Origin of the sequence: Halomonas hibernica (assembly GCF_013183775.1) — a bacterium.
GTDB lineage: Bacteria > Pseudomonadota > Gammaproteobacteria > Pseudomonadales > Halomonadaceae > Vreelandella > Vreelandella citrativorans.
In genome coordinates this window covers 1-25072 of record NZ_VIFN01000004.1, presented here as the reverse complement: position 1 = coordinate 25072, position 25072 = coordinate 1, and the positions used below count along the sequence as shown (strand labels likewise).

The 25072-nt window shown below is 52.3% G+C and carries 21 protein-coding genes and 2 pseudogenes; 12 read left to right on the top strand and 11 right to left on the bottom strand.

The genetic code is table 11. The features are described from left to right. Positions 1–123 precede the first annotated feature (123 nt). From FKN99_RS07810 to FKN99_RS07800, 3 genes are all read right to left on the bottom strand, one after another. Positions 124–627 (bottom strand): ferritin-like domain-containing protein, encoded by a 504-nt coding sequence (locus FKN99_RS07810; RefSeq protein WP_172117341.1) that lies wholly within the window; start codon positions 625–627, stop codon positions 124–126. Between the two features lie 41 nt (positions 628–668). Next, entirely contained in the window at positions 669–1505 is an 837-nt protein-coding gene (locus tag FKN99_RS07805) for a manganese catalase family protein (RefSeq protein ID WP_172117340.1), read from the bottom strand. A gap of 281 nt (positions 1506–1786) precedes the next feature. Continuing rightward, positions 1787–1999: a con-10 family general stress protein gene (locus FKN99_RS07800; RefSeq protein WP_172117339.1), complete on the bottom strand. Its 213-nt coding sequence runs from the start codon at positions 1997–1999 to the stop codon at positions 1787–1789. Positions 2000–3157: 1158 nt separating this feature from the next. Here FKN99_RS07800 and FKN99_RS07795 point away from each other — a divergent pair. Then, positions 3158–4576, top strand: coding sequence for a tyrosine-type recombinase/integrase (locus tag FKN99_RS07795; protein WP_172117338.1), 1419 nt, complete (start codon positions 3158–3160; stop codon positions 4574–4576). Between the two features lie 80 nt (positions 4577–4656). Continuing rightward, on the top strand, positions 4657–4866 hold the full coding sequence (locus tag FKN99_RS07790) for a type II toxin-antitoxin system VapB family antitoxin (protein ID WP_172117337.1): 210 nt from the start codon (positions 4657–4659) through the stop codon (positions 4864–4866). 305 nt (positions 4867–5171) lie between these two features. On the opposite strand, the pseudogene FKN99_RS07785 reads toward FKN99_RS07790, so the two are convergent. Then, a pseudogene (locus FKN99_RS07785) lies at positions 5172–6055 on the bottom strand (DMT family transporter). A gap of 217 nt (positions 6056–6272) precedes the next feature. On the opposite strand from FKN99_RS07785, the gene dsbD reads away from it, so the two are divergent. The 3 genes from dsbD to dsbG are packed head-to-tail and all read left to right on the top strand — an operon-like array spanning position 6273 to position 9810. Further along, positions 6273–8180, top strand: a complete 1908-nt coding sequence (dsbD, locus tag FKN99_RS07780; RefSeq protein WP_253927000.1) for a protein-disulfide reductase DsbD — start codon at positions 6273–6275, stop codon at positions 8178–8180. Continuing rightward, positions 8177–9001 carry a TlpA disulfide reductase family protein gene (locus tag FKN99_RS07775; protein WP_041158406.1) on the top strand — a complete coding sequence of 275 codons (825 nt, stop codon included), beginning with the start codon at positions 8177–8179 and terminating at the stop codon, positions 8999–9001. Before dsbD ends, FKN99_RS07775 begins: the two co-directional genes overlap by 4 nt. 26 nt (positions 9002–9027) lie before the next feature. Then, positions 9028–9810, top strand: coding sequence for a thiol:disulfide interchange protein DsbG (dsbG, locus tag FKN99_RS07770; protein ID WP_225733647.1), 783 nt, complete (start codon positions 9028–9030; stop codon positions 9808–9810). Between the two features lie 11 nt (positions 9811–9821). On the opposite strand, the gene FKN99_RS07765 is transcribed toward dsbG, so the two are convergent. Further along, entirely contained in the window at positions 9822–11129 is a 1308-nt protein-coding gene (locus FKN99_RS07765; protein ID WP_172117336.1) for an ATP-binding protein, read from the bottom strand. Continuing rightward, complete coding sequence (locus FKN99_RS07760; RefSeq protein ID WP_087108432.1) at positions 11126–11803, bottom strand: response regulator; 678 nt, start codon at positions 11801–11803, stop codon at positions 11126–11128. The genes FKN99_RS07765 and FKN99_RS07760 overlap by 4 nt, the downstream gene beginning before the upstream one ends. Before the next feature lie 289 nt (positions 11804–12092). Here FKN99_RS07760 and FKN99_RS07755 point away from each other — a divergent pair, with 289 nt between their 5' ends. Continuing rightward, on the top strand, positions 12093–12998 hold the full coding sequence (locus tag FKN99_RS07755; RefSeq protein WP_253927005.1) for a L,D-transpeptidase family protein: 906 nt from the start codon (positions 12093–12095) through the stop codon (positions 12996–12998). 883 nt (positions 12999–13881) lie between these two features. Here FKN99_RS07755 and FKN99_RS07750 read toward each other — a convergent pair. The 5 genes and pseudogenes from FKN99_RS07750 to FKN99_RS18120 all read right to left on the bottom strand — a co-directional run. Continuing rightward, positions 13882–16977 (bottom strand): molybdopterin dinucleotide binding domain-containing protein, encoded by a 3096-nt coding sequence (locus FKN99_RS07750; protein WP_039857575.1) that lies wholly within the window; start codon positions 16975–16977, stop codon positions 13882–13884. Continuing rightward, entirely contained in the window at positions 16970–18199 is a 1230-nt protein-coding gene (gene nrfD, locus FKN99_RS07745; RefSeq protein ID WP_041158403.1) for an NrfD/PsrC family molybdoenzyme membrane anchor subunit, read from the bottom strand. Before nrfD ends, FKN99_RS07750 begins: the two co-directional genes overlap by 8 nt. Beyond that, positions 18183–18959, bottom strand: coding sequence for a sulfate reduction electron transfer complex DsrMKJOP subunit DsrO (gene dsrO, locus FKN99_RS07740; RefSeq protein WP_039857572.1), 777 nt, complete (start codon positions 18957–18959; stop codon positions 18183–18185). Before dsrO ends, nrfD begins: the two co-directional genes overlap by 17 nt. A gap of 292 nt (positions 18960–19251) precedes the next feature. Then, positions 19252–19326, bottom strand: a complete 75-nt coding sequence (locus FKN99_RS07735; protein WP_083868688.1) for a YgaP family membrane protein — start codon at positions 19324–19326, stop codon at positions 19252–19254. Between the two features lie 4 nt (positions 19327–19330). Further along, positions 19331–19549: pseudogene (locus FKN99_RS18120) on the bottom strand (transposase); the annotation flags it as partial. A gap of 167 nt (positions 19550–19716) precedes the next feature. Here FKN99_RS18120 and FKN99_RS07730 point away from each other — a divergent pair. The 6 genes from FKN99_RS07730 (at position 19717) to FKN99_RS07705 (ending at position 24348) form a co-directional block, all read left to right on the top strand. Beyond that, on the top strand, positions 19717–20631 hold the full coding sequence (locus FKN99_RS07730) for an MBL fold metallo-hydrolase (RefSeq protein ID WP_039857571.1): 915 nt from the start codon (positions 19717–19719) through the stop codon (positions 20629–20631). A gap of 20 nt (positions 20632–20651) precedes the next feature. Further along, complete coding sequence (locus FKN99_RS07725; protein ID WP_041158402.1) at positions 20652–21098, top strand: TIGR01244 family sulfur transferase; 447 nt, start codon at positions 20652–20654, stop codon at positions 21096–21098. 7 nt (positions 21099–21105) lie between these two features. Further along, positions 21106–22872: a SulP family inorganic anion transporter gene (locus FKN99_RS07720; protein ID WP_172117334.1), complete on the top strand. Its 1767-nt coding sequence runs from the start codon at positions 21106–21108 to the stop codon at positions 22870–22872. Positions 22873–22877: 5 nt separating this feature from the next. After that, a complete protein-coding gene (locus FKN99_RS07715) occupies positions 22878–23339 on the top strand; it encodes a YeeE/YedE family protein (protein ID WP_041158400.1) in 462 nt (153 codons plus the stop codon). After that, positions 23336–23749 carry a DUF6691 family protein gene (locus FKN99_RS07710; protein WP_041158399.1) on the top strand — a complete coding sequence of 138 codons (414 nt, stop codon included), beginning with the start codon at positions 23336–23338 and terminating at the stop codon, positions 23747–23749. The genes FKN99_RS07715 and FKN99_RS07710 overlap by 4 nt, the downstream gene beginning before the upstream one ends. A gap of 137 nt (positions 23750–23886) precedes the next feature. Then, positions 23887–24348 (top strand): DUF2892 domain-containing protein, encoded by a 462-nt coding sequence (locus tag FKN99_RS07705; RefSeq protein WP_172117333.1) that lies wholly within the window; start codon positions 23887–23889, stop codon positions 24346–24348. The last annotated feature ends 724 nt before the right edge of the window (positions 24349–25072 follow it).

The window sequence follows — 25072 nt, the reverse complement described above, 5'->3', positions numbered from 1 at the left end:
ATGGAAAAAAGGCGGGGATTAACAAACCACCTTCCCCAACCGAGCAAAGCCGCCTACATGCATTAGGCGGCTTTTTTTGTGCATTAAAAAGTAGCAGGTTAAACGAATTTCGATAGGTAGCGCTTAACGTTTAGCGCGCTGGTCATCGTCATCAGCACGATGCAAAAATTGTGTGGTCGTAGACTCCAGATGATCCGCCAGCCAATCCGCCATGGCAATCTCTTCCTGAAGGATCTCTTTGCATACTTGAGCGACGCCCGTATGGCCCGCGCTTTCCGCAGCCTGAATCAAAGCTTTATAGTTGGCGATTTCAAAGTGCTCAAAAGCGTAACAGGCGATACTTCCTTTCATGACTTCATCGCCCATCATCATGCCGCCAAGCGCTTGGCCAAAGGCGGTTATCTTACCACCCAGATCCTTGAGGGCTGAGGTATCAATATCCAAACCAGCCATGGCCTGCTCCAAGCGATCCGACTGATGGCGGGTCTCATTTAAGTGCTGCTCAATACGCGCCTTAAGCTCAGGGTAATCAACTAATCGTTCTGCCTGCTTTTCCAGCATTTCCTCAGCTTGCTTTTCCATAGCATGCGCATCACGTAACCAGTTTTCCAAATACTTGGTTTCCATCGTGCTGACTCCTTTTAAATAACTGAGTTATGTATAACGACTTATTTTGACGGATCAATCTGCTCTTTCTGAGCGCCCGATTTCTCCTTTGCCATGCCGAGCGTAGGCGCCTGGCCTTCCGGCTCTGGCTGTTGGCGGGCCGAGAACTCGCTACGTCCGTCAAATGAGGGGCCTTCCGCCCAGCGGCCTTTCGGCGCCTCTTTATCCAGCAAGGTATTGAGGTAGTAGTACGAATGCTGCATGGCTTCGTGATCTTCAGGGGTAGCGTTCGGTATCGGAAGGTGTGCTCCAAGTCCGCCTAACTCTTCAATGACGGCTAACCACTGCTGCTGATGGTAGGTATCACGCGCAATCAGAAAAGAGAGGAAGTCTTTCATGCCATGGTCGTCCGTCCAATTATAAAGACGCGATGCCAATACTCGACCACTTGCCTCAGCGGTTACGTTAGCGAGCATATCTGCCGCCACATTACCCGTGGCATAGATGTGGCTCATATCGAACGGCACGCCATTAGCATTGACCGGCATGGCAGAAAGCCCAGATGACAACAGGTGGCGTGGGTTCGCTCCGCCTAGTATGGCATTCATGACGGGGTCTTCTGCGGTAGCCTCCTGGTAGGAGACGGGCGCACCTTCCAAGTTAAGCGCAACCGCATGACCAAGCATTTCGACATGCGCAAGCTCTTCTGTAGCCGTCGACATAAGAAGATCGCGAATGCGATCATCGCCCCGCGCCCCCATTGCCTGGAAGAAATATTGCATTGCTACCCGGATTTCCCCTTCTACACCGCCGATAGCCTGTTGGAGCAACATGGCAAATTCAGGATTAGGTTTATCGACTTTAACTGGATATTGCAGCTTTGCTGAGTGGTGGAACATAGTACAGCCTCCTAGATTAACTGCCAGGAAGAAAACTTCCTGGCAGCAGACTTAAACGTTACGCAGTACCAGCCTCATTACTAACAGCTCCTTCTAAATAAAGCGCTTCCTTGCGAACCCATCAAATGAAATATCTGATCGCGTTTAGTTAAGTATTGAAGACCTCTGTACACTCCCCTTTAAGCAGTAACTCGCTTAGATGCTATTACTGGCATATTTACAAGGGGGCAACGTTTAAGCTAAGTGGTTATGTAAAACCTAATCGACCTGACCGGCCGCCATCAGGAATTACCACCGTGGCTGTTCTCTCCACCTTTCTTACCGGCTTCGGAAGCTCGCTCCGGATCATTAGCGAAGTTACCTCCGCTCTTTTGGCCACCTTTATGGCCGATATCTTCATAAAATTCTTTACCATGCGTTTTTGAGGTGGCTTCACCACCTTTCTGTCCTGCCTGTTCGCGACTCATTCCATTATCTTTGCGATCATTAGCCATGATTCATCTCCTTTTCATGCTTTCGGCAAAAACATATCAATCATTAACTCGATTAACCAATCGAGTAATTTGAGCGTAGCTAACCCCAAAGCCATTTCAAGAGATACGACAGATAATGGAAATATTTAATCTTTGTCGCCACGTTGTTTTGTTGTTATTAAAATACAGCCCTAAGATAAAACAACACAGAACTAACAACGCTTGCTTCTACCGTAAGCAAAGACATAAAGAGAACGTACCCTCTTACTATTTAACTTACGTAACTTTTTCGTATAACTATTTTTAGATAAAGCTGGAAGTAATAGAGTGAAAGCGATGGTTAAAACAACCTTCTTGCATACTCACAAGAATTAGTTGAGCCATGGTGCTTCCTGCTCCTGTTTTGCAGCTGCGGGGTGCCAAGGTCGGAAAAATGAATACCAGCGCTGCCCAAGCCGGAAATGATGGTCAAGCAGCTACCAGAAAGCCTATTTTTTTATTTATCGAAAACCCAACATGACGATCATAAGCCATTGAAAATAAACACAATGTGGAATCTGTGTAAGAGAATGCTTACAAAAATATCAGCGATAGACTACATTATTTCCTGCTAAAGCCGTTAGAATCGTACCTGCTACGGATCGCAGTAGCTCACTTGAGTCGCGCCAGCCCATGGAAGGGTTTCGGAAAGCAATATGCGAAAGGATCAAGGACGCGCGACAGGCCACGGACGGCCTTATCATCCATGTTAGATAACCTCTGCTACATTATTAGCCCGCCATTTTCAGCACCAACCTTACTCATCTTTTTGCCAGCACTCATCGCGCAAGCTAATAGACGTTATGCCTGCCTTTATCGTTACTTCTTTATGTTTATTTTTATAGCACGCACAAAAAAGCCGCCCTTTCGGACGGCTTGATCTAATTCTCTAATGTGTTGCTTTTAACCATCTTTTTGATGGTGCCGACACCAGGAGTCGAACCCGGGACCTACTGATTACAAGTCAACCATTTTAATGAATCATGTAGTCTAAAGCTGTATTAGAAAAAGCTGTCTAACACACTATAACCCACTGATACTACGTGCCAAATTTCGTTTATTTCGCATTTTGCCGTGCCGCTTACTCTCATTGGATCTCATATAGTGTCGTGAGAAACGGCACGCAAAACGGTACGCAATGTGAAAACGAAAACACGCACGAATCACTCCCAGAGGCGAATCCTCACAGACGCCGCTATACGCTCGCTAGCGGTGGGCAAAACCGCGACAGAATCATTACCAGGGCGAGGAACAGGTGCAATCCTGTTCGAGGCTCGTCCATCGGGCAATATTGAGTCTTATTTCCGAGTACGGATTAATAACAAGTCACAAAAGATAAAGGTTGGTATGTTCAAATCGTCCGCACGAAGTACTGGACTCTCCTTGGCAGAAATTCGAGAGATAGCTCGTACTTATTCGCTTATCGCTCTTGAGCACGGAGACGTTAAGAATTTTTTTCAAGAGCAAAAAGATGCGAAAGAGCGTGAAATTAGTGAACGTGAACTCGCTTTTTCTGAAGCACTGATGGCAGTTAAAACAGAAAAAACAACAGCAAGTTTTGAGGAATTATTTACAGACTATATTGAGAGCCTGGAAGGAACCACAGGGCCCTCGTATATAAAAGAATTGAAGCGAGTATTAAACAATGTACTGAAACCTAATCACCAATTTATCATGGATAAAAAGGCAAAAGACATCATCCCTAAAGACATACTTGAGATCTTGCAACCCATTTGGGACCGAGGATCGGAAAATATGTCCGGGAAAGTTCGTGCTTATCTTCATTCGTCGTTTGAGTACGGGTTAAAAAATGAGAACTCACTTAAACGAAAAACTAAATCAATATATTGCTTGGAGAGAAACCCGGTCTCATCAATTCCCAAGGACCATAAGACAAAGGCAATAAAAAGGGCTTTAAGTGCAAAAGAGCTTAATTATTTTTGGCATTCATTTTTACAGTACGAATCAGTTGGCCCTGTAGTCACGCGATTTTTACTTTTTCTTATTGCTACTGGTGGGCAAAGGGTTATGCAGGTAGCTAGGGAACCTTGGACAAGCTATGATTTACGTAAAGGGATATTGAAGACAGAGCACCGCAAGGGGAACACCCCGCCTCGCATACATTTAGTGCCGCTCACTGAAAGGGCAATTAAATTATTGCAAGACGTACATTCTGTCAACCCTCATTCAAAATATCCCTGGTCAACAAGTGGCAAAATACCCATTGATATTAACACTTTACGAGGTGCAGTAAATAAATGGCTTTCCTCACCTATATCAGAAATGGATGGCAAAGAATTTGAAAAATTTACACCGCGAGATTTAAGAAGGACATGTTCACAGCTAATGCAAATAAAAGGAATAACCAATCTAGACTCTGACATTCTTCAATCCCATGGAATAAACGGTGTTGTAGAAGAGCACTATCGAAACAATCCCTACGCTTTTATGCCTAAGAACTGGAACACCATCAATTTATTTGAAGAAGCCTTAAACGATATTTTAAAAGGCAAAGACCTCGACAAGGATGACATATATAAATTTAGCTTCCTAAACTAGCTGACATGCAACAACTTGTCCGCTATCACTAGCGGACAGGTTTATAGCCTCATATAACTATATTAATCTGGGACTTAACTGTGAAAATTACTGTCACTGTTGATGATGACCTATATACTCAGGCGCTGGAACTTTCCGAACCAGGCTTAGATAAACCATCAGACATTGTTCAAGCTGCGTTGCAAACCTATGTGCGAGTAACAGCAGCGCGCCGTATTGCTAAAGCAGGCGGTAATGCACCGTCGATGTCGGATATTCCACGACGTCGTGGGGAACCTCCAATGGAATGAAAGTGTTGTCTTACATACTTATTATTTTAGAAACGTGGGTCGACGTCGCGCCCCAAGTACGGTTTCTCCATGGCAGCTTTCGGCCAATAGCGGAAATTTAGTAAGTTTTGATATAATGGGTAGTTTGAGCGGTTTGGCTACTCCGCGCCTTCTGTAATATTTAGTTAGGCAAATATCAAATAAGCCAAGAAAAAACTCGTTACCTTTCTCTGTTCACCCTTCGCAAGTCGCAAGTCGTCAATACCTACAGATAGCTGTAATCACAGCGTTGGATCCTAGATCAGAACGATAACCAGCTAGTGATTCTATCCGGAGGGTGGCCGTCCAGAGCTTGAAAAGACGCTCAGCGCGGTCACTGTGACTAATATCAGTCCCATACCCAGAATTTGCGGCCCTACCAGGGTTTCGCTTAACACCACGACGCCGAACAGCGTCGCGGTGACCGGTTCGACCATTGCGACAACGGAGGCCACGGCCGGGGCAGTATGTTTCAAACCAATGATATAAAGAACAAAAGACAAACCTGCGCCGAGTACACCGAGTACTGCGAATAGCGGCCAATCCGGCGTGCTCAGGACAGCAACCGTCTGGCCAACATCACTCGGCCAGATAAGAATACTGGCAAGTACCATAAGCGCGATAGAGAGAATAGCCTGCGGGCTACCGTGTGGCGCCGCATACTTGAAGCCGAAAATGAATATTGCGTAGGACAGTCCGGCAAGCAGACCAGCACCTACACCCATCGCCGTAACGCCACTCGCACCGACGTCATAAATCAGTGTAAGCAATACGACACCAAGAATCACTACTGCGATCGCGGCCCACTTCAGCGGCGTGGGACTTTCGAGCCTTAGAGCGAAGGATACGAGATATACGAAGACTGGGGCGCTGTACATCAATGTAGCCGCAACAGCAACGCTACCGTGCGCAATGCTTAAGAAATAGAACGAGAAGTTACCCCCTACGCCGACACCGGCGATGACTGACCAGAACCATAACCGGCGTTTTGTCAGGCCACTACTGTGTGGACGCAGTATTAGCCAGATGAGGACGCACAGTAGTCCGATCGCACCCGGTAGAAGGAAACCACGAACGCGTCCCAACCGTCGGCTATAAGGATTCCGCCGATCCCGCCAGATAACCCCCAGAAAAGCGCCGCCAGCACCACAAAAATTGTACTCGCACCCATCCTGTAACCTCGCTTCTCGTGTTGAACTAACATCGTTGACGGCGGGGAAGGGCGTCATGGGACCCTGCTCCGGGCCGCTGAAAGCAGTGCGTCGGTCACTGCCCGAGTATCAGGTAGGGCCGTCTGTACGCCAGCCAAGCCACTAGGCAGGAAAACCTTCATTTTCAGTTAATCCCCATAAGCCATCCTATCCAGCATCGAATCAGGAGTGCTGGAAATGCGAGCTATGAACAGGCCGATACAAGAGGCCATGTGCTTTAGGCTGGTGCAGTGGGTACTATTACTGGGGTTGCTAAGCGTTACCACAGTAGCCACTGCACAATCTTTTTTTGGCCAGCAGGAGAGCGTTCTTCCTCCAGAGCAAGTCTTCAAGCCAACACTTAGCCATGATGGCGAATCTCTGGAGATTGATTGGCAAATCGAGCCCGACTACTACCTTTACCGCCACCGTTTTTCTGCTGAAGCCGATGGGCGTGAGCTATCGCTGAATATCCCTGACGGGGAAACCATTGAGGACGAGTATTTTGGACGCTCTGAGGTTTATCGTCATTCGTTGAGTATGATCACCCAGCCTGGCAATGCTGAAACAATTACTCTTCGCTGGCAGGGCTGCGCCGATGCGGGCCTTTGCTATCCACCTCAGGAACAGACCTTTGACTTAGCGTCTGCTGGCCAGGACATATCCAAAACCGACGAACCATCGGATGCCACGAACGAATCCTCATTTGAAGAAAACCCTACTTCTGACCCAGAAATTACGATGGCAGAAGACCAGCAACTGGCGGCGCAACTGGCCGGAGGTAATTGGTTCTGGACGCTGGCGGCATTCTTCGGCATGGGGCTGTTACTGACGTTCACGCCTTGTGTGTTGCCGATGATACCGATCCTTTCGAGCTTGATCGCGGGGCGACGAGAGGTGGGCGAGAGCCACCGAGCGGCAGGCTTAGTGATGTCTACTGCCTTCGTCCTTCCCATGGCGGCCACCTATGCGTTACTCGGCGTGGCCGCTGCCATGGCAGGCGCCAATCTACAGATGCTGTTTCAGAACGTCTGGTTTATCGGCCTGTTCTCGCTACTGTTTATCGTTCTCGCCTTGGCCATGTTCGGCTTATTCGAATTAGAGCTGCCGAGAGCGCTTCGCCAGCGGCTTGATTCAGGCATGTCGCGTCAACGTGGTGGTCGCTTGAAAGGGGTTGCCATCATGGGCGTACTCTCTGCACTGCTGGTGGGTCCCTGCATGACCGCGCCGTTAGCGGGAGCGCTACTGTTCATTGCTGATAGTGGCAACCCCTGGTTGGGCGGCGCAGCCCTGTTATCGCTTGGACTCGGAATGGGCCTACCACTCATCCTGATCGGCACCGTGGGTAGCCAGCTTCTACCTAAGCCGGGTGCCTGGATGATTCGCATCAGAGCGCTTTTCGGCTTTGTATTACTGGGGATGGCGATTTGGTTTGTGGCTCGCGTAATACCTGATGCCATCGTTCTCGGCCTTTGGGGCGCTCTAACACTTAGCTTTGCGATAGCCCTCATGTCGCTTGCTCGGAACGAAGGCCTTAGTGGCATCACGTCTCAAGTCTTGATGGCCAGTGCAGCAAGCATAGCCATATGGAGCGCGCTAATGTTAATCGGCGCTGCCGGCGGTGCCTCTGATCCTTGGCGTCCGCTAGCGATTTTTACATCAACTAATGGAGGCTCAAACACAGCAGATTCGATGTCAAACAATGAGCAACCGCTTACCTTTGATGAGGTTGAAGATCTAGCCACGCTTGATGCCCGTATTGACCAAACCGGGGTTAGCGGCCAGATGACGCTCGTCGAATTTACGGCCGACTGGTGCATCTCTTGTAAGGTGATCGAACAGGAAGTTTTCGCTGACCCCACTGTTCAAGCCGAACTGGAGAATGTGCAACGGTTGAGCATCGACGTAACTAACTACGACGCATCTGACAAGGAGATCATGGAGCACTTCGGCATCGTTGGGCCGCCAACGCTAATGTGGTTCGGCTCTGACGGGCACGAGCGGCGCAGTGCGCGCATTATCGGCGAACTAGACGCTGACACATTTCTGAAGCGCTTCGATCAGGCCAAACAAACCGGCAGCAGTACCACTGGAGGTGGTTCATGAGTCCCCTGGATCGCAGCCTCGTTATCGGCCCGTTAGCTCTGAGCGTAGGGCAGCTTTTGCTGATGCTTTCGATAGTTATCGCACTGATCATCGGAGGCTGGCTAGGCCGCCGTCGAAAGGTCAACGTTGGCGATAGCATCTTCAATGCCATGCTCTTGGGTGTGATCGGGGCGCGACTTGTTTTCATCGTTCAATATGGCGAAAGCTACGATACGTTCTGGTCGTGGTTTGACATACGCGATCGCGGCTTCGAGCCGCTAGCGGGCCTTGTCGTCGCCTTGGTTTACCTTGCTTGGCGGCTATGGCGCCAACCTCACGAGCGCGGCCCTCTCGGGACAGCCGTAATATCAGGGGCTCTGACCTGGTCGCTGACGGCGGGGGCACTGACACTCATGGTATCTCAAGGTGCTAGCATTCCTTCGACGGCGTTAACCACGCTTAAGCATGACGAAGTGACTCTTCCCACTATGCTAAGCGAAGCTGATCGCCCCATGGTGGTCAATCTTTGGGCCAGTTGGTGCCCGCCGTGTCGACGCGAAATGCCTGTATTTGAGCAGGCTCAACAAGAGCGAGACGACGTGACGTTCGTGTTCGTCAATCAGGGCGAGAGCCTCAGCACCGTTAGTGCCTTTTTACAGCAAGAGTCACTCACCCTCGATAATGTCTACCTCGACCGGAACAATGCGCTCGGCCATGACGTGGGTGCCATGGCCATGCCCACCACGCTTTATTACAACGCCGATGGCACGCTTATCGACACCCACTTTGGAGAGCTGTCTCGCGCCACGCTCGATCGCAGTCTAGCGCGTTTCAACCTCTAACTCACCTCACTTTGGAGACAACACACATGGCCGCTTTCAACGCCTGTATGACACCACTACGCCTCACACTAACGCTTGGGACTAGCATTGCGCTGGCAACAAGTCTGCCTGCAACTGCCGCTGAGTGGCCCGCCCCTATTCAAGAGCTCGAACAGCAAGGTCTCACGATTCATGGAGAATTCGATGCGCCGGACGGGCTGACTGGATATGCAGGTAGTGCTCGTGGCCAGACGATTGCGGCATACCTTACCTCGGGAGGCGAGCATGCGCTAGTTGGTACACTGATCAATGCCGAGGGCCAGGACGTTTCAGCTGAGCGGCTAGAGCAACTCGTCAACGGTCAAAGAAACGCCGAGTTATGGCAAGAAATGGATAGCCAACACTGGGTGCGCGATGGCGATAAAGAGGCACCCCGTATCGTATATACCTTTAGTGACCCCAACTGTCCTTACTGCCGCCAACTGTGGGAAGACGCCCAACCCTGGGTTGAAAGTGGCGACGTTCAGGTTCGTCATTTGATGGTAGGTATTCTCAAAGCAGACAGCCCTGAAAAGGCAGCTGCGATACTCAATGCGGATAATCCTGGCGAAGCGCTGGCTGAGCATTACCGCAACGATGCCATGCCCGAAAATCAAGGGGATGACCAAAGCGAGCAGTGGGTTAGCGAAAACACCCAGCTAATGCGCGATGGCCAACTCTTCGCAACGCCAGCGACCTTTTATCAGGATGACAACGGTGACGTGCACAGTGTGATGGGTGCTCCCTCGCCCGATAAGCTTCGAGCCATTATGGGGAGTGATTCACCTTAATCTAAACGGGTTCAACCCGAAGTCAATTGAAGCGTCACTCGTAGCCCAACACCATTGCCAGATGCGAACGTCACTCGGCCTCCTGCCCGGGTGACAATCGCCTCGACGATCGAAAGACCCAAGCCACTACCTTTAGGATGATCTCCCCGATGAAAGCGCTCCGTCAGTCGGGAGAGGTGTTCGGCAGCAATGGTTTCACCTTGACTAGTGATATCGATGACTGTCATTCCCTTTGATTCTTGTACGGAAATCTCTATCGGCGCACCGGGTGCGCCGTGACGCATCGCATTTTCGAGCAGGTTGCGTAGAACCGTCACGAGAAGCGGCTCAGATAGGGCGACATGTACTTGGTTAACGCCTTGGGGATAATGACAATGATCACGGCTACCGGTTTCTGTCATCGCAGCCACCAATGCCCCCCCAAGAGGAGTAGGATCAGGACGACGGGCACGTGTGATGTCCTCACTTTCCATTCGCGCCAATAGCAAAAGCTGACCAAGCGTTTTCGTTAGTCGATCTACCCCAGCTTCAGCTTGCTGCATCGCTTCGTACTGCTGGTGACCGTCAACACGCCTCGCGATTTGCAGATGTGTGCGAACGGCAGTTAACGGTGTACGAAGTTCGTGGGCAGCATCGTCGGTAAAGCGCTGCTCCAATTCAAGCATACGTCGCGTTCGTGCCAGTAGCGTATTGAAACTATCGATCAGCGGGCGAATTTCACCAGGCAATCCATGAAGAGGTAGTGCCGAAAGGTCATTGTGTTCGCGCAGAATAAGTCGTTGTTGTAACTTGGCAAGCGGCGCAAGTCCTCGTGTTACCCCCCACCATAGCGCAACAAGACTGCCCACCAGCGCCAGTAGAAATGGGTAAAGCGCGGCCCGGCGAACCTGCAGCAGCAGTGCTTCTCTCTCTTTCAGACGATCAGCCACCGTAATACGCTTGTCGTTATCAACTAACGTGTAAACTCGCCAGCGCTGCCCGTTGTGCTCGCGATAACGATACCCCTCAGCCTCAACGGCAAGCACGTCGTTCATTTCCGGATGCGTACCCGCCACCACTTGACCACGAAGCGATGATACTCGACAAGCGATACCATCCAGCGAAGGAATCGTTGGCGTTTCATCTTCTGTACCGTTCCAAGACGTTGCTGGCACGCGATCCAACAAACCAGCCACCATTCGCGCCGATTGAGCCAGACGCTGATCCAGAGACTCTTCCAACTGCGCCGACAGGTCGCGCATTGACCATATGGCAGTGATACTCCATAGCAGCACGAGAGTAATTCCAAGTGTAGCAACCAGACGTAAGCGCAGATTCATGAGGTCGCATCACTGTTGTATTTGCCAAGTCGATAACCCAAACCTCGCACGGTTTCGATCACGTTGCGTCCCAACTTGCGACGCAGTTGGTAGATGTGCACATTAAGCGCATTGCTTTCGATCTCATCATCAATACCGTAAAGGCAGTCCTTCAATTGATCGGCGCTCAGAATTCGCCCGCGAGCTCGAATTAATGCTTCCAGCAGCATTAACTCGCGTCGCAACAGGACGACGGGTTCTCCATCCAACGTGACGCTACGTGTGACGGGGTCTAATGCCAGGCTGCCGTGACGAATGGCGTGATCCACTTGCCCTGCCGTACGGCGTAATAACGATTGGAGCCGGGCTGTTAACTCGTCAAGATCAAACGGCTTGACCAAATAGTCGTCTGCGCCTCCCTGAAGGCCCTCGACGCGGCTCGCTACCGCATCTCGAGCCGTTAGCATCAGCACTGGCGTCGCCACGCTCGCATGACGCCAATGCTTCAATAACGTCAAACCATCTCCATCGGGCAATCGACGGTCGAGAATAACAGCATCGTAGTTAATGGTGGCTAGCGCGCCTTTCGCAGTATCCAAGGTGGTGACGGTATCAACCACAAAGCCGCTCAGTGCCAATCCTGCTTCGACGCCAGCCGCTACCGGGGCATCATCCTCGACCAGTAATACCCGCATACTTACTCCTCAAGGTCATAGAAAATGGTTTCTATCAGCAGTATGCCATTAGGGGATGAAGTTAATATGAGGCAGCCCCATTTTGCAGCCGATAGATCGAAACCATCCAAACCAACAACTAAACAGCATTATGTAATGCCAAAAGCCGCCATTATCCACATCCACGCTTCATTTACAGTTAATGTTCATCATGCCTAATGAGCTTTTGGTCGTATAGTGAGTAACGTTTCTTATGAACTCTTGCTTTGTAAAACCTGCAGTCAGTGGTCGACTGCTTCGCTGCGTATTCATGGTGGCATTGTGGCTTGCTTCATTTTCGGCTTTTGGCGAGACCTCACGGCCGCCAGGACATTATCTATTGCCTGAAACCGGCAATATCGTGGGTGAAGCTTATACCGTTCAAGTAGAGAACGAAGAGGATACCCTGCTCGATATTGCTCACGCACATGGTGTTGGCTACGAAGAAATTCGACGGGCCAATCCCGACACTAGTCTTTGGGTTCCTGGGAAAGGAACGCAGGTTCAGATTCCGGGGCAACACATACTGCCGGATGTAGAGCGTAAAGGAGTGGTTATCAATATCGCGGAGCTGCGGCTTTACTACTATCCCGAGGTGCAAGATGGAGAAACACCTCGCGTCGAAACCTACCCCATTGGCATCGGCCGCGATGGATTCGATACACCATTGGGGATTACCAAAACCACCATGCGCCTTGAGGACCCCGCTTGGTATCCTCCCGAATCCGTTCGTCAGGAAGCGGCTGAACGCGGCGACCCACCGCCTGACGTTGTTCCGCCAGGGCCCGACAATCCCCTCGGTCAGCACGCCATCTTATTGGATATTCCTGGTTATTTAATTCATGGCACGAACCAACCAGATGGCATTGGCATGCGCGCCAGTCGAGGTTGTATCCGTATGCACCCCGACGATATTAAAGCCGTATTTGAGCAAATACCCAACGGTACCCAGGTCAATATTATCGATGAGCCGATCAAGCTTGGCTGGGACGCCGACCACTTGCTGTACTTGCAGGCATTTACTTCGCGTAATGAACAAGAAACGAGCATAAGCGACTTGCTGAATATCGTTAACAAAGCTGACGAACTGCCGGAACAAAAGCGCTCAAACATTGATTATGAAGTGATGCAGAAAGCGCTTAAAAGAGGTAGTGGACGTATAGAGCCGCTAATTTAACCCACTTTTTAGTAAATTTTAGCGGTTGTTATGGGTTCAATGTGGCCAAGTGCTTTCATAAGTGATGCCGTCACGTCCGTCGCAGGGTTTACTGTATCCTGGGATTCCCCTGCCATCCATACAAGGCATCATTTACAGCGTTCTTCAGGAATAAATGGGGCATTCAAAGGGAATAAAGTATGGTGGTAAGCAGCGAGAAACTCTTTGCAGAGTGTTAGTTAAAATTAGGCTTTAAGACAGATCATCGCGTGTAATTTCAACTTTGCTAAATGCATTAAGCACGGAGGCCTCACAAGGTACACTCTCATTGTTTGATTTAGGATGTTTGAAAGGATCGGCAAGCTCTAGGCTATGGCTAGTCAATTTTTGAACGACACCTTGGACGAGCCGAACGCTCCAAAGTCCTAGAGAAGTCACAGTACCAGCCCAGCACTGTAACCAGCTCGCTGACTATTCGTGCTGGCTGCTTATGGGAGTCTGGGCTGGATGAGCCGTGTACTTAAAGATGGTTCCCTATCTAGGGCATTTAGGCTCCACCACTTTTGGACCTTTGAACCTCGTCATCTGATGACACAAGATCATGCCTGTGGCTACGGCCTAATAGGCCAACAATTCCTCCGAGCACCCACTCATGAATGAATATAACGACCATATCGCCAGCAATTAGCAGATAAGTGACAGTTAAAATGTTGCGTTTCTAGTCAAGTTGATAAGTGTCCGAACCAGGCAGAGAAAAAATACTGAGTTAACTATAAACCGTTGGCCAGTTTTAATTGACCACTACAGCCTTAGCGGACACCCTTAGAAGCTCATGAGGGCGTCCTTGTTTTTTTCATTCCAAATTTGCAAAGCTAGCTGTATATATTCTATTGCTCTGCATTGGTTAGACTCGTCTAACTTTTACTGGTAAGCCTTGGCGCACGCTGGCCCCACTGATTGGCTCTAGCCAAGTGCCATCTACTTTCCGTGTGGGGTCTTGAAAGCCTAGGTCATTAATATTGATACCTGCACGCATCCAGGGCATATCCGGCTGGGATACCCCGTCGATGACATGTGGCGTGGCACCTAAATCCTTGTGGCCATAGCCGTGCTCAATGCCCAGGGCGCCAGGTATTACGCTTTCACTGACTAGTGCCAATCCCACAACGCTTCCGCCAGGGCTTTCTATGCGAATGGTATCACCGTGCTGGATACCAAAGCGCTCGGCGTCTTGGCGGTGCATTTGTATCGGGTTATAAGGCTTGATCATACGTAGCCGCTCACTCCCAATGGCGTAAGAGTTCATCAGATTGGATTTGAACGAGAAGGCTAGCAGCGGCCACTCCTGCTCAGAAAATATCTCGCGCATAGGTTGCTTGTTCGCCATCTGAGGCAGCTTATGGCAGGGGACGCCGCTATTGGGCAGGCCATTAGTGGTATCAATACTGGTGCCTACCGATTCGTTGTAAACACACAGCGTTTGCTTCCACTGGTATTTCAATTTTTCACCGATGAAGTGCTCGCTGGCATCTTCAAAGCGTCCACCCCGGGCATAGAGATAGGCAACTCTAGCGCGTTCATCAGATTTTAGCGTTCTTGCGATTTTAGGCAGCAGTGGGGCAATGCCTCCATGAGCAATATCAGCGTCATCTGCTTCTGGCAGTGGCTCTTCTTGAAAAGCGATATTGGCCGCGGCTCGCAGGTAGTAATCCTCAGCGCGATTGAGCGGGTGCAGATTTCCTTGGGCATCGGGAATTGCGTTGTCGCCAAAGCCGGGCAGACCCAGGCGCTTGGCCACGGCAATAAAGAAGCTGTCCATTGACACCGGTTCTCCCTCGGCGGTTTTTTGCTGGCGTGGCTCAACTACGGGCCAGCAGGCGGTGGTTAGTTTGCCGAGGGTGCCTTTCCACGCGCCAGTAAACCCCCACACCTCGTACATCACGGAATCAGGCACGATGTAGTCGGCGTAGCGGTTGGTTTCATTGATAAAGCCATCCACGGCGACAAAGAGCCCTAGACGCTTAGGGTCCTTCAGCTTGTCGACAATGACGCTTTTCAGACCGGCCTGACCATAAATCGGGTTGGCCATACAGCCAATCACCGCTTTGATGGGGTAAGGATAGCTATCTAGTGCAGAGGGTAGGTGCTCTGTGAGTGTCGGCGGTGCCAACGAGCGCCACGGCGCTCTAGCCGGGTAAGGATTTTCGCCTGCGGCGACTTTGCGCTGATACTCGGAAGACTTTTCGTAGGGGAAGCGCGAGCGGGATAGAAATACCCCCTGAGGTGCGCGCTTACCAGGAAAGTTGGCTAAGTCGTAGCGTGGGCCCTCGCCGGTACCGCTGTAAGTGCCGCCGCCCACGGCGCTGCCACCCTTCATGTTGTAGTTGCCCGCCAGTAAGTTCAGCATTTGCACGCTGAACGCGGCGTAGAAACCGTTACCCGACATCATGCCGCCGTGACAGTTAACAGCGGCTTTTCTGCCATGGCTGGCATAGCGGCTGGCCAATTCAATAATCGTCGCCTTGGGAATGCCACAATGCTCGGCATAGGTGTCTAGGTCGTACTCGTGGGCAGATTCGCTTAGCAACGTCAGGCTGCTTTTGACGGTCACGGTGGTGCCATCGGCAAGCTCAACCGGACGTTCGGCAAAGAGCTCGGCGGTCATCACCTCTTCGCTTAGCGCGAGTTCGCCATTGGCGACTACCATCGGCGAGTCAGCATCGTTATCCGCTTCCGCTAGGCCCAGGTCGCTGGCGCGAAGAAAATAACCTCTGCGGGGGTGTTCATAGGTGTCAATCACCAAATGAGTGGCGTTGGAGTGGGTGGTTTCGCCCGCTGCATTGGCGGCGGCTTGGCCGGGCAGAGCTAGGAAGTCACTAGCATAGCCTTGGTTGTCGAGTAGCCACTGGATGATTGCCATGGCAAAAGCGCTGTCTGTCCCAGGACGAATAGGCACCCAGCGGTTGTTGTCGGCTGCGTGGGAGGTGGCGGCATTGAGCGCTGGGTCGACCACCACGTACTCCAACGTACCGGCTGCACGGGCTTGGGCAATCAAGCGGCCTTGGCGTTTAAACGGGTTGCCCGCTTGGCTGGGCGCACAGCCGATATACATGATGAAGCGTGCGTTTTGGATATCTGGCTTAACGTGGGCGTTGGTGACAATATTGTTCATCACCGCGCCAGATCCCATGCGGAAAGCCAAACCACAGTAAGCGCCATGGTGACCATAATTGCGGGTAGCAAAGGCATTGAGGGTAAAGCGCTTGAGTAGGTCTGAACGCCCGTAGTCAGTGGCTTCCATCACCATTAATTGGTTGGCCTTGGGGCCATATTCAGGGTTGTCAGGGTCAATCAGGGTGTCGTGATCGCGAATATCGCGCAGTCCATCAACGTGGCCTTCGTTAAACAGGTCGCCGCCTTCGCAGATTTCTTCAATTAGCTGCTCAAAGGAGATTTTCTGCCATTGACGGCTACCACGTTCACCTACTCGTTTCAGGCAGTTGTCGACTCGGAAAGGGTTGGTAATTTGGCTCATCATGGCGTTGCCACGGGCGCAGGCGGTGGAGCGGTTTATCTGACCCTGTTCACCATAGGCGCTAACACTACGCAGTGCATCCGCCACCGGTGTACGCATAGGTAAATGGTCGTCGGCGGACAGCGGGTGGTAGGGATTGCCTGATACCCGCAGTACTTCGCCAAGGGTGTCATCGACCCTCACTCTCACGCCGCATCGGGTAGTACAGCCGTAACAAATAGTGAAGGCGACTCGCTGGCCGGGGGTTAAGGTGAGTTCGCCAGTGTCTAAATCGACGCGGTATTCTGGGGTCAGCGAGTTGCCATGAATATTGTGCCTGGGTTTTTCACCCGCGCTACCGGTAATGCCCTTGGCCATTTTTGCCAGTGGGTCGGCATAGCCCACGGCAAAGGTGGCTGCACCACCAGCGGCGGCAGCGCCTTTTAGAAAACGGCGGCGTGACGGGTCTTGAGCAGACTTAGACATGACTAGACGCTCCTTTTTTAGCGGTGAGAGGATGAGTAGAAGCATCTTGGGCAGCGTGGGTTGGCATTGCTATAAGGCCGCCTTGTTGGGCCTGTCGCCAGGGAATAAACAGTTCAATCAGGAGAATAACGGCGAGCCAGAGACCGAAGGTGCCAACAATGCCTAAAATGCCGGAAGAGCCGGCGGGAATACCATAGTGGTGAAATCCGGCACTATTGCGCGCCACATGCTGAACATCCATCAGTACCACCCAGCGAAACATCCAGCCCATGTGTATGGCGACGAGGCCTAGCAACCATGCCCAGGCAAACAGTGCTGGCTGGCTAGAGGTTGGAGCGCCGCTCGGCCCGGGCTGGCGCAGGGTAGGGCGAGTCAATAAAAACAACACGGCGGCAAACAGCGCGATGCCGGTAATGCCTCCCCAGAGGGCAGTGTTGCGCCACGAGGCGCTATGGCGCACGGATTCCAGCGCGGTGGCGACTGAGCCTACGTGGGCATTTACGCCATCTAAAAACCAGCTAAGCGCGATCAATCCTGCTAGCGCACAGGCCACTAGCAGCACATACAGCATCTGTCGTATAGCGGTTTGCGAACAAAGCCCACTAACCCTGTTCAGCACTAACACCAGACCGGAGGCGGCGATAAATCCGGTGGTCGCCAGCATGGGCGGTAGCCACACGGTGTTCCAAAGCGGACGGGCCTTTACGATTGCTAGTTCCGCACCGGTGTAAAGCATAATGCCGCTGGAAAGTCCCAGCGCAGCCAGACCTACCACCGCGACCATTGCTCGTGGCGTTGTGCCTCTGCCCAGTGAAAGCCAGGTGGCTAGCATGCCACCGAGTCCTGGAGTGCCGCACTGTGCCTGCAGCGCGGGCCGCCATGCCAACCAAGCAAGGCCAAGCACGCTAACCAAATAAAGCGGCAGAACAACGCTGCCAATCGACATCCACGAGTGGCTATTGGCGTAAGCGTAGAAGTGCCAGAACCGCAGTGGCTGGTGCAAATCCGCGAGTAACGCAACGGGCGCCACTAGCGTAGTGCTAACGCAAGCGATTAGCGCCAGACGTGCGGTAGGCAGCCAGGTTTTTTTACCGAATACCAGTGCTGGGGCGGCTAGCCATAGGCTGGCGTAGGAAACCGCAATCATAAAAAAGTACTGAACCGCCCACGGGTACCAGGCGATGTCATAGCGCGGTGCCAGTAGCTCAATGGTGGAATTCATAGCCCATCTCCTGACCGTGGGGGTCGAGTACTTCGAGCGCAACGGGCTCGGCCTTAGGACGCGTGGTGAAGCGCTCATCCATGCCTAGGTAGAACACCTGAGGAAGGGTGTTTTTTTCTGGTTGTAGCACCATCAATGCATCGCGATGTTCATGAATCATGCGGCTGATTTGGCTTTGAGGATCGCGCATATCTCCAATCACGCGGGCACCGCCTACGCAGCTCTCAACGCAAGCGGGCAATAGTCCGGCTTCTAGACGATGGGCACAGAAGGTGCACTTGTCGGCGGTTTGAGTGCGTTGGTTAATAAAGCGAGCATCGTAGGGGCAAGCATTGACGCAATAGGCACACCCTACGCAGCGGTCGCTATCGACCACCACAATGCCATCCTGCTGCTGGTAAGTGGCTTCTACAGGGCAGACCGGGACGCAGGGTGGGTTTTCACAGTGGTTACACAGCCGGGGCAGCATAAAGGTGGCTAATTCGCCGCTTTCCTGATGCTGTACTTCATACTGGGAGACCGTGGTGCGAAACTGTCCCAGCGGTGCAGCGTTTTCGATATGACACGACACCGTACAGGCTTGGCAGCCGATGCACTGGCGTAAGTCGATAAGCATACCGTAGCGTTTAGTTGGGTCGCCTTCGCGGCGGGCAGGTTGCTGATTAATGCCAGCTTGGGCAAGGCTTGAAAACGGCATCAGCGCAGCGCCTGCACTTAAGCGTGCCATTTGACCCAAGAGCGAGCGACGTATTGCGTCCATAGCGCCTCCTTGGCGAATTAAACGGCATTCGCAGGGCGAATGTCGGAATACCCTTAGATTACGCCTTTGCTCAAGGTAGAAAGTTGATACGTGTCAATGTGTTATGATATATCGCTTAATGCTCTCTTAATGTTAAATGACTAAGTAGCTGTTCTGTATATGGAATTTCATCTAGCATTAAGTAATTAGCTTGTTACATGGGAATTTTTTAGCGCGCATATGTAAAAAAGCGCTTGCCCCAATAAACATGGCAAGCGCTTTTTCTATGGTTTTGTTTGCTTAATAGGCACTATTAAATTTTACATGTATTAATGCCTATTAATTTATAAGCTGGGCAGAAGTTAAATAGCCCGGTGGCTAGCGGCAATCATCTCCAGTAGCGACTCAGTGAAAAGCTTCTTTAATCTTGTCTTCGCGACTTCGAGTTCGTTGAGTCGCTTGGAATCTGGCTAGCTCATTCCACCCAATTCGCTGCACCATAAGTAATAACTTGCTTCCGAGAAACCATGCCGACGGTATGGCTCATTAATAGGCAGCCCCGCATCTGCTTCACCCAAGAGACCTATGAACTGTTGTGTGCTAACGCTCATGCATGTCCGTGCTCCTTGCTAGTAGGATCGAAATCTAAAGTGTAGCGCAACCCAATCAGAGGGGGAGATGTCACTTTTACTTGATGTTTGTATAAACATGTTTCATTGTTTTCTTGTTATTCCAATATGGTCTAGGCTTGTAACTAAAATGGAGAATGAGGAAGAATATGCGTAATTTCCGACACTCACCAGGCAGGCCGGACGTGGCCGGCTTTTACGATCAAAGAACCTCAAGCGTTCAATATATTATCAGTGACCCTGCGACACGGCGCTGTGCCATCCTTGACCCTGTCCTGGACTTTGATGAGAAGTCAGGGACCACTGCAACCCACCATGCTGATGAGTTACTAGATTACGTCGCACGGGAGGGGCTCATCGTTGACTGGATACTCGATACGCATCCACACGCCGACCATTTTTCGGCAGCACAGTATCTTAAGGAAAAGACAGGGGCACCAACGGCTATAGGAGCTTACGTTACGCAAGTGCAAGCGCTATGGAAGGATATATACAACTGGCCCGACTTTCCGGATGACGGCCGACAGTGGGACCACCTTTTTGTAGAGGGCGATACTTTCCACGTGGGCGAGATAGAAGGCCGGATTATGTTCTCGCCCGGCCATACCAAGGCGTCGATCACCTACGTCATCGGCGATGCGGCGTTCGTGCACGACACGCTGTTTCAGCCGGATGGTGGTACGGCCCGTGCCGATTTCCCTGGGGGCAATGCTCACAAACTGTGGGATTCCATTCAGGCCATCCTGGCACTGCCGGACGACACTCGGCTCTTTACCGGTCACGACTACATGCCCGGCGATCGCGAGCCAGAGTGGGAAAGCACGGTGAGTGTCCAGCGCGAAACCAATATTCATCTCCAAGACAGCCCGACAGCGGAAAGCTTCATCGCTTTGCGTAACGAACGTGACGCCAAGCTGCCCATGCCGAAACTGATCCTGCACGCTTTGCAAGTCAATATCCGGGGCGGCGACCTGCCAGAGCCAGAGGATAATGGTCGTCGTTACCTGAAGATTCCCCTCGATGCTCTACCGGGGGCCGCCTGGGATGATGAGGCGCGTTCCTAAAGCGACCAAGGAGGTAACCTATGGATATCAAACCACTCGATGATCGCCTTTACGTGGCAGCACAACCTCGCCTCGACGAACTTGAACAGCTTGCCGAACAAGGGTTCCGCACCATTATCTCCAATCGCCCGCGCGGGGAAAGTGATGACCAGCCGGATCCCGATGCCCTCAAGGCTAAGGCCAAATCACTGGGCATGGCCTGGCATGAAGTTCCCGTAAAGCCTGGGGAATACGCAAAGGCGGACATCGATGCCTATTCAGATGTGCTGCATTCTGCAAAGGCCCCCGTGCTCGGCTTCTGCCGAACGGGAAAACGCGTGGCCCATTTGTGGGCATTATCACTCGCCCCGCAGCGTCCGGTATCCGAGCTGATCGAATCAGCCAATGCGGCTGGCTATGACTTGGAGCCCTTGCGCGACAGGCTTGAACAACAAGCCCATCAGGCAAAGGGTGATTCTGGGTCGTGAGCGTGCTATGGCCAGCCTGAAGCATTATCTACCTATACTCCAGTGGCTGCCCGGCTATGGACGCGATACGTTGGCCAGCGACCTGTTGGCAGCGGTAATCGTGACCGTCATGCTGATCCCGCAGTCGCTGGCATACGCCATGCTGGCGGGCCTTCCCCCCGAGGTGGGGCTTTATGCAAGCATCGCTCCGCTGTTCGTTTATGCGATTTTCGGGACCAGCCGCACCCTTGCGGTAGGGCCAGTGGCAGTGGTCTCGCTGATGACAGCGGTGGCCATCGGTCGCGTCGCCCCGCAAGGGTCGCCGGAATACTTGGGCGCTGCACTGGTACTGGCACTGATGTCTGGTTTGCTTCTCATCCTCATGGGGGTGGCGCGACTGGGCTTCTTGGCCAATTTCCTCAGTCATCCCGTGATCTCCGGATTCATCACCGCCTCGGGGCTGCTCATCGCGATCGGTCAGGCCCGACACCTGCTGGGGGTGGAAGCCTCGGGTCACAACATGATCGAATTACTGGGCGACCTGTGGGTAAACGTGGGCAGCCTCCATGGGATTACTCTTGCCATCGGTTTAGGTGTGCTGGTCTTTCTTTATGCTGCCCGGCGTTGGTTGAAGCCAGGGCTCCTGTCGCTAGGCCTGCCGTCACGCTCAGCGGATATGCTGTCCAAGGCAGCACCGATTCTTGCCGTGGCGCTGACCACCCTAGCGAGCTGGGCCTGGCAGCTCGACCAGCACGGCGTAGCCGTCGTGGGAGAAGTACCGGCCGGCCTACCTCCGCTTACCTTACCAGGTTTGGACCTTGGGCTATGGCGTGAACTGTTAGTAGCTGCCTTGCTGATAAGCGTGGTCGGTTTCGTAGAGTCAGTATCGGTAGGTCAGTCCTTGGCCGCCAAGCGTCGGCAACGCATCGAGCCAAGCCAGGAACTGATCGGTCTTGGCACTTCGAATATCGCGGCTTCCTTCTCTGGCGGCATGCCGGTGACGGGTGGCTTTGCCCGTTCGGTGGTCAATTTCGATGCCGGCGCTCAGACTCCGGCGGCAGGTGCGTTCACGGCCATAGGCATCACACTGGCCGCGTTGCTGCTGACACCGTTGATCGCCTATCTCCCCATCGTCACGCTCGCCGCAACCATTATCGTCGCCGTCCTGTCATTGGTGGATTTGGGCGCGGTGCAAAAAAACTGGGTCTACTCCCGCAGTGATGGCGTAGCCATGTTGGTAACCATCATCGCCACCCTGGGCCATGGGGTGGAAAGCGGCATCCTGGCCGGCGTAGGGCTATCGCTCGCCTTGCATCTCTACCGTACCAGCCGTCCCCATAGCGCCGTGGTCGGCCGAGTGCCGGGCAGCGAGCATTTCCGAAATGTCCTGCGTCACGACGTTGAGACCGATAAGCGTCTGGTCATACTCCGCATCGACGAAAGCCTTTATTTCGCCAATGCCCGTTACCTTGAGGATACCGTGATGGCCTTGATTTCCCGTGACTTCGAATTGCAGCATATCGTGCTGGCGTGTCAGGCAGTTAATACCATCGACGCCTCGGCCTTGGAGAGCCTAGAGGAGATCAACGCTCGGTTGAAGGATGCCGACGTGGCGCTGCATCTGGCCGAGGTCAAGGGGCCGGTTATGGACAAGCTTCGTGGCTCCGATTTCATGAAAGCGCTCGGCGGCGAGGTCTTCCTCAGTACCTACGATGCTTGGCGCAGCCTGCATCAAGAGAAAACGTCGTTGGCTCAGGCAACCAACACCCAACAGGTTCACCAAACTAAGGAGTAAACGAAGTGGATTGGACTTCAAATCTGCAAGGATTGGCCGGCGGTATACTCATCGGCATTTCCGCTACCTGGTTGATGGCCACGCTAGGACGTATCACCGGTATCAGCGGCATCGCCGGCACGCTGGTGACGACGCCTCCAAAGGGCCACAGCGCTTGGCGGGCCGCGTTCTTGGTTGGCCTGGTCACCGGGCCTGTTGTGCTCGTTCTGGCGGGAGGTGGTCTGGGAAACGTGGTGGGACAGCCCAATGAGGTTATTGGTGATCCCGCCGGTGGCGTGATGCTGATGTTGATTGCGGGGCTGTTGGTGGGTGTCGGGACAGGGCTCGGCAGCGGCTGTACCAGTGGTCATGGGGTATGTGGCCTGTCACGTCTATCGCCGCGTTCGATGGCGGCTACCGTCACGTTTTTGCTGAGTGCCATGGCAACCGTCTATATCACCCGACATGTGATAGGAGGTGGGGCATGAGAACCTTAATGGCTTACGCCGCAGGGCTCTTGTTCGGACTCGGCCTCGCCATTTCAGGCATGACCGATCCGGCGCGTGTTCTCAGCTTTCTGGATATCGCCGACGAATGGGATCCTACCTTGGCCTTTGTACTGGGCGGGGCCGTCATCACTACCTTCATCGGCTACCGGTTGGTGTTGCGTCGGAGCAGCCCTTTTTTTGGTGATAAATTTCAACTACCAACCAAGCGTGAACTCGATAGCCGTTTGCTCGGTGGGGCGGCGCTCTTTGGCATTGGTTGGGGGCTTTCGGGCTACTGTCCAGGTCCTGCCATCGCCTCGGTCGTCGGACTGAGCACGCCTCTCGTCGCGATGCTTGTGGCAATGATTGGCGGGTGGTGGTTAGCAAAGCGGTTCTCAGGCAGCCGCTGACCAGCGCTTGAGCTTAAACCACCGCTTGCTAAGAGTGAATTATAGAACTAAAAGTGTAGATCTAGATTAGCGTTAAGATTGCTAGCTCTTGGTTAAAGATATCTTTGGACATATTAACTTAAGGATAAGGAGGTCACATGCTGCCTTCAACGACTTCACGCGTTGAGCAGAATACTGCCGAAAGCATCAACCAGCATATCCGGCGGCGCACCGAAGACAACATTGCGTACTTCGCCCAATATCCTCATGAAATTGAGCACCGTCTGCATGAGCTCGACCATGAGTGGGATATTGAACGCACTCTGGAAGCGAACGCGGCTACCCTGAGCTTGGCTGGAGTGGCCCTTGGGGCGTTAGTCGATAAGCGATGGCTCCTGTTGCCTGCGGCGGTAACCGGCTTTCTGCTGCAACACGCATTGCAAGGATGGTGTCCACCCATTGTTATCTTCCGTAAACGTGACGTACGCACTTCAAAAGAAATTGACCAAGAACGCTATGCGCTTAAAGCCTTACGTGGAGATTTTTCCCAATTAGAAAGCGTTTCGCCGGCAAGCCCGCATGACCGCATGCATGAAGTGCTGGACAGAGTAGAACGTTAAGAGCGCTCCCGCTTATCCAAGCGAATGCTCGTCAGGCCAAGCAAGTCCGACCCTTAGCGGCAGGACCAAAATGTACATGCCAAATCACCGCTCTGCTCTCCTTTATTAAGAGAGTAGAGCTTATTTCTGCACGCTACACCTCCCCCCAGTGTCTTTCAGTCCGCTGAGTAATGTACTTACCCTGCTCAAGGTTTATGTTTACGTGCTAAAACAGCTGTTCCTGGCACAACTAGAAAGTGGAATACTGCGCAATCATGCCAAACAACGTAGCGCTGTTTGGGCAGAGTTGTATGAGTGGTAATATCCACGAACAATTATTCCACAGTGTTTGAGACTGTCTCGAAACGTTGCTTGGTTGCTTGGATTGCTTCGTTTGAAATACCTAGAACACTAAAATTCTGATAGCCAAGTTTGAGAAGATCATCGGCTAACGCAAATTAACCGCCGCCCACGTCGATAAATAGCCGCACTGCGATCTGGTGCAGCTTGTTGAACGAAATGCAATGACTGTGCAAGGTGTGAACAATGCCAGCTGACTTTTCAACGCCCTCTCAAGATTCATAGTGTCGTATGCTTAACAGGTATAAGACTGCCAACTCATTTATTGAGTTGACCCGCTGGCACGTTCATTTGGGTTATACCGCATTTCATTCACGATCTATACCCTTGAAATCACGTGAAACTAAGTGGTTACGCAAAAGTTATTGAGTAATCAGTGCCGTAA

Bases quoted from the DNA above. Each gene is read 5' to 3' on its own strand.
- FKN99_RS07810 (WP_172117341.1), bottom strand. From the start codon at position 627: ATGGAAACCAAGTATTTGGAAAACTGGTTACGTGATGCGCATGCTATG.
- FKN99_RS07805 (WP_172117340.1), bottom strand. From the start codon at position 1,505: ATGTTCCACCACTCAGCAAAGCTGCAATATCCAGTTAAAGTCGATAAA.
- FKN99_RS07800 (WP_172117339.1), bottom strand. From the start codon at position 1,999: ATGGCTAATGATCGCAAAGATAATGGAATGAGTCGCGAACAGGCAGGA.
- dsbD (WP_253927000.1), top strand. From the start codon at position 6,273: ATGCGAGCTATGAACAGGCCGATACAAGAGGCCATGTGCTTTAGGCTG.
- FKN99_RS07775 (WP_041158406.1), top strand. From the start codon at position 8,177: ATGAGTCCCCTGGATCGCAGCCTCGTTATCGGCCCGTTAGCTCTGAGC.
- dsbG (WP_225733647.1), top strand. From the start codon at position 9,028: ATGGCCGCTTTCAACGCCTGTATGACACCACTACGCCTCACACTAACG.
- FKN99_RS07765 (WP_172117336.1), bottom strand. From the start codon at position 11,129: ATGAATCTGCGCTTACGTCTGGTTGCTACACTTGGAATTACTCTCGTG.
- FKN99_RS07760 (WP_087108432.1), bottom strand. From the start codon at position 11,803: ATGCGGGTATTACTGGTCGAGGATGATGCCCCGGTAGCGGCTGGCGTC.
- FKN99_RS07755 (WP_253927005.1), top strand. From the start codon at position 12,093: ATGGTGGCATTGTGGCTTGCTTCATTTTCGGCTTTTGGCGAGACCTCA.
- FKN99_RS07750 (WP_039857575.1), bottom strand. From the start codon at position 16,977: ATGTCTAAGTCTGCTCAAGACCCGTCACGCCGCCGTTTTCTAAAAGGC.
- nrfD (WP_041158403.1), bottom strand. From the start codon at position 18,199: ATGAATTCCACCATTGAGCTACTGGCACCGCGCTATGACATCGCCTGG.
- dsrO (WP_039857572.1), bottom strand. From the start codon at position 18,959: ATGGACGCAATACGTCGCTCGCTCTTGGGTCAAATGGCACGCTTAAGT.
- FKN99_RS07730 (WP_039857571.1), top strand. From the start codon at position 19,717: ATGCGTAATTTCCGACACTCACCAGGCAGGCCGGACGTGGCCGGCTTT.
- FKN99_RS07725 (WP_041158402.1), top strand. From the start codon at position 20,652: ATGGATATCAAACCACTCGATGATCGCCTTTACGTGGCAGCACAACCT.
- FKN99_RS07720 (WP_172117334.1), top strand. From the start codon at position 21,106: ATGGCCAGCCTGAAGCATTATCTACCTATACTCCAGTGGCTGCCCGGC.
- FKN99_RS07710 (WP_041158399.1), top strand. From the start codon at position 23,336: ATGAGAACCTTAATGGCTTACGCCGCAGGGCTCTTGTTCGGACTCGGC.
- FKN99_RS07705 (WP_172117333.1), top strand. From the start codon at position 23,887: ATGCTGCCTTCAACGACTTCACGCGTTGAGCAGAATACTGCCGAAAGC.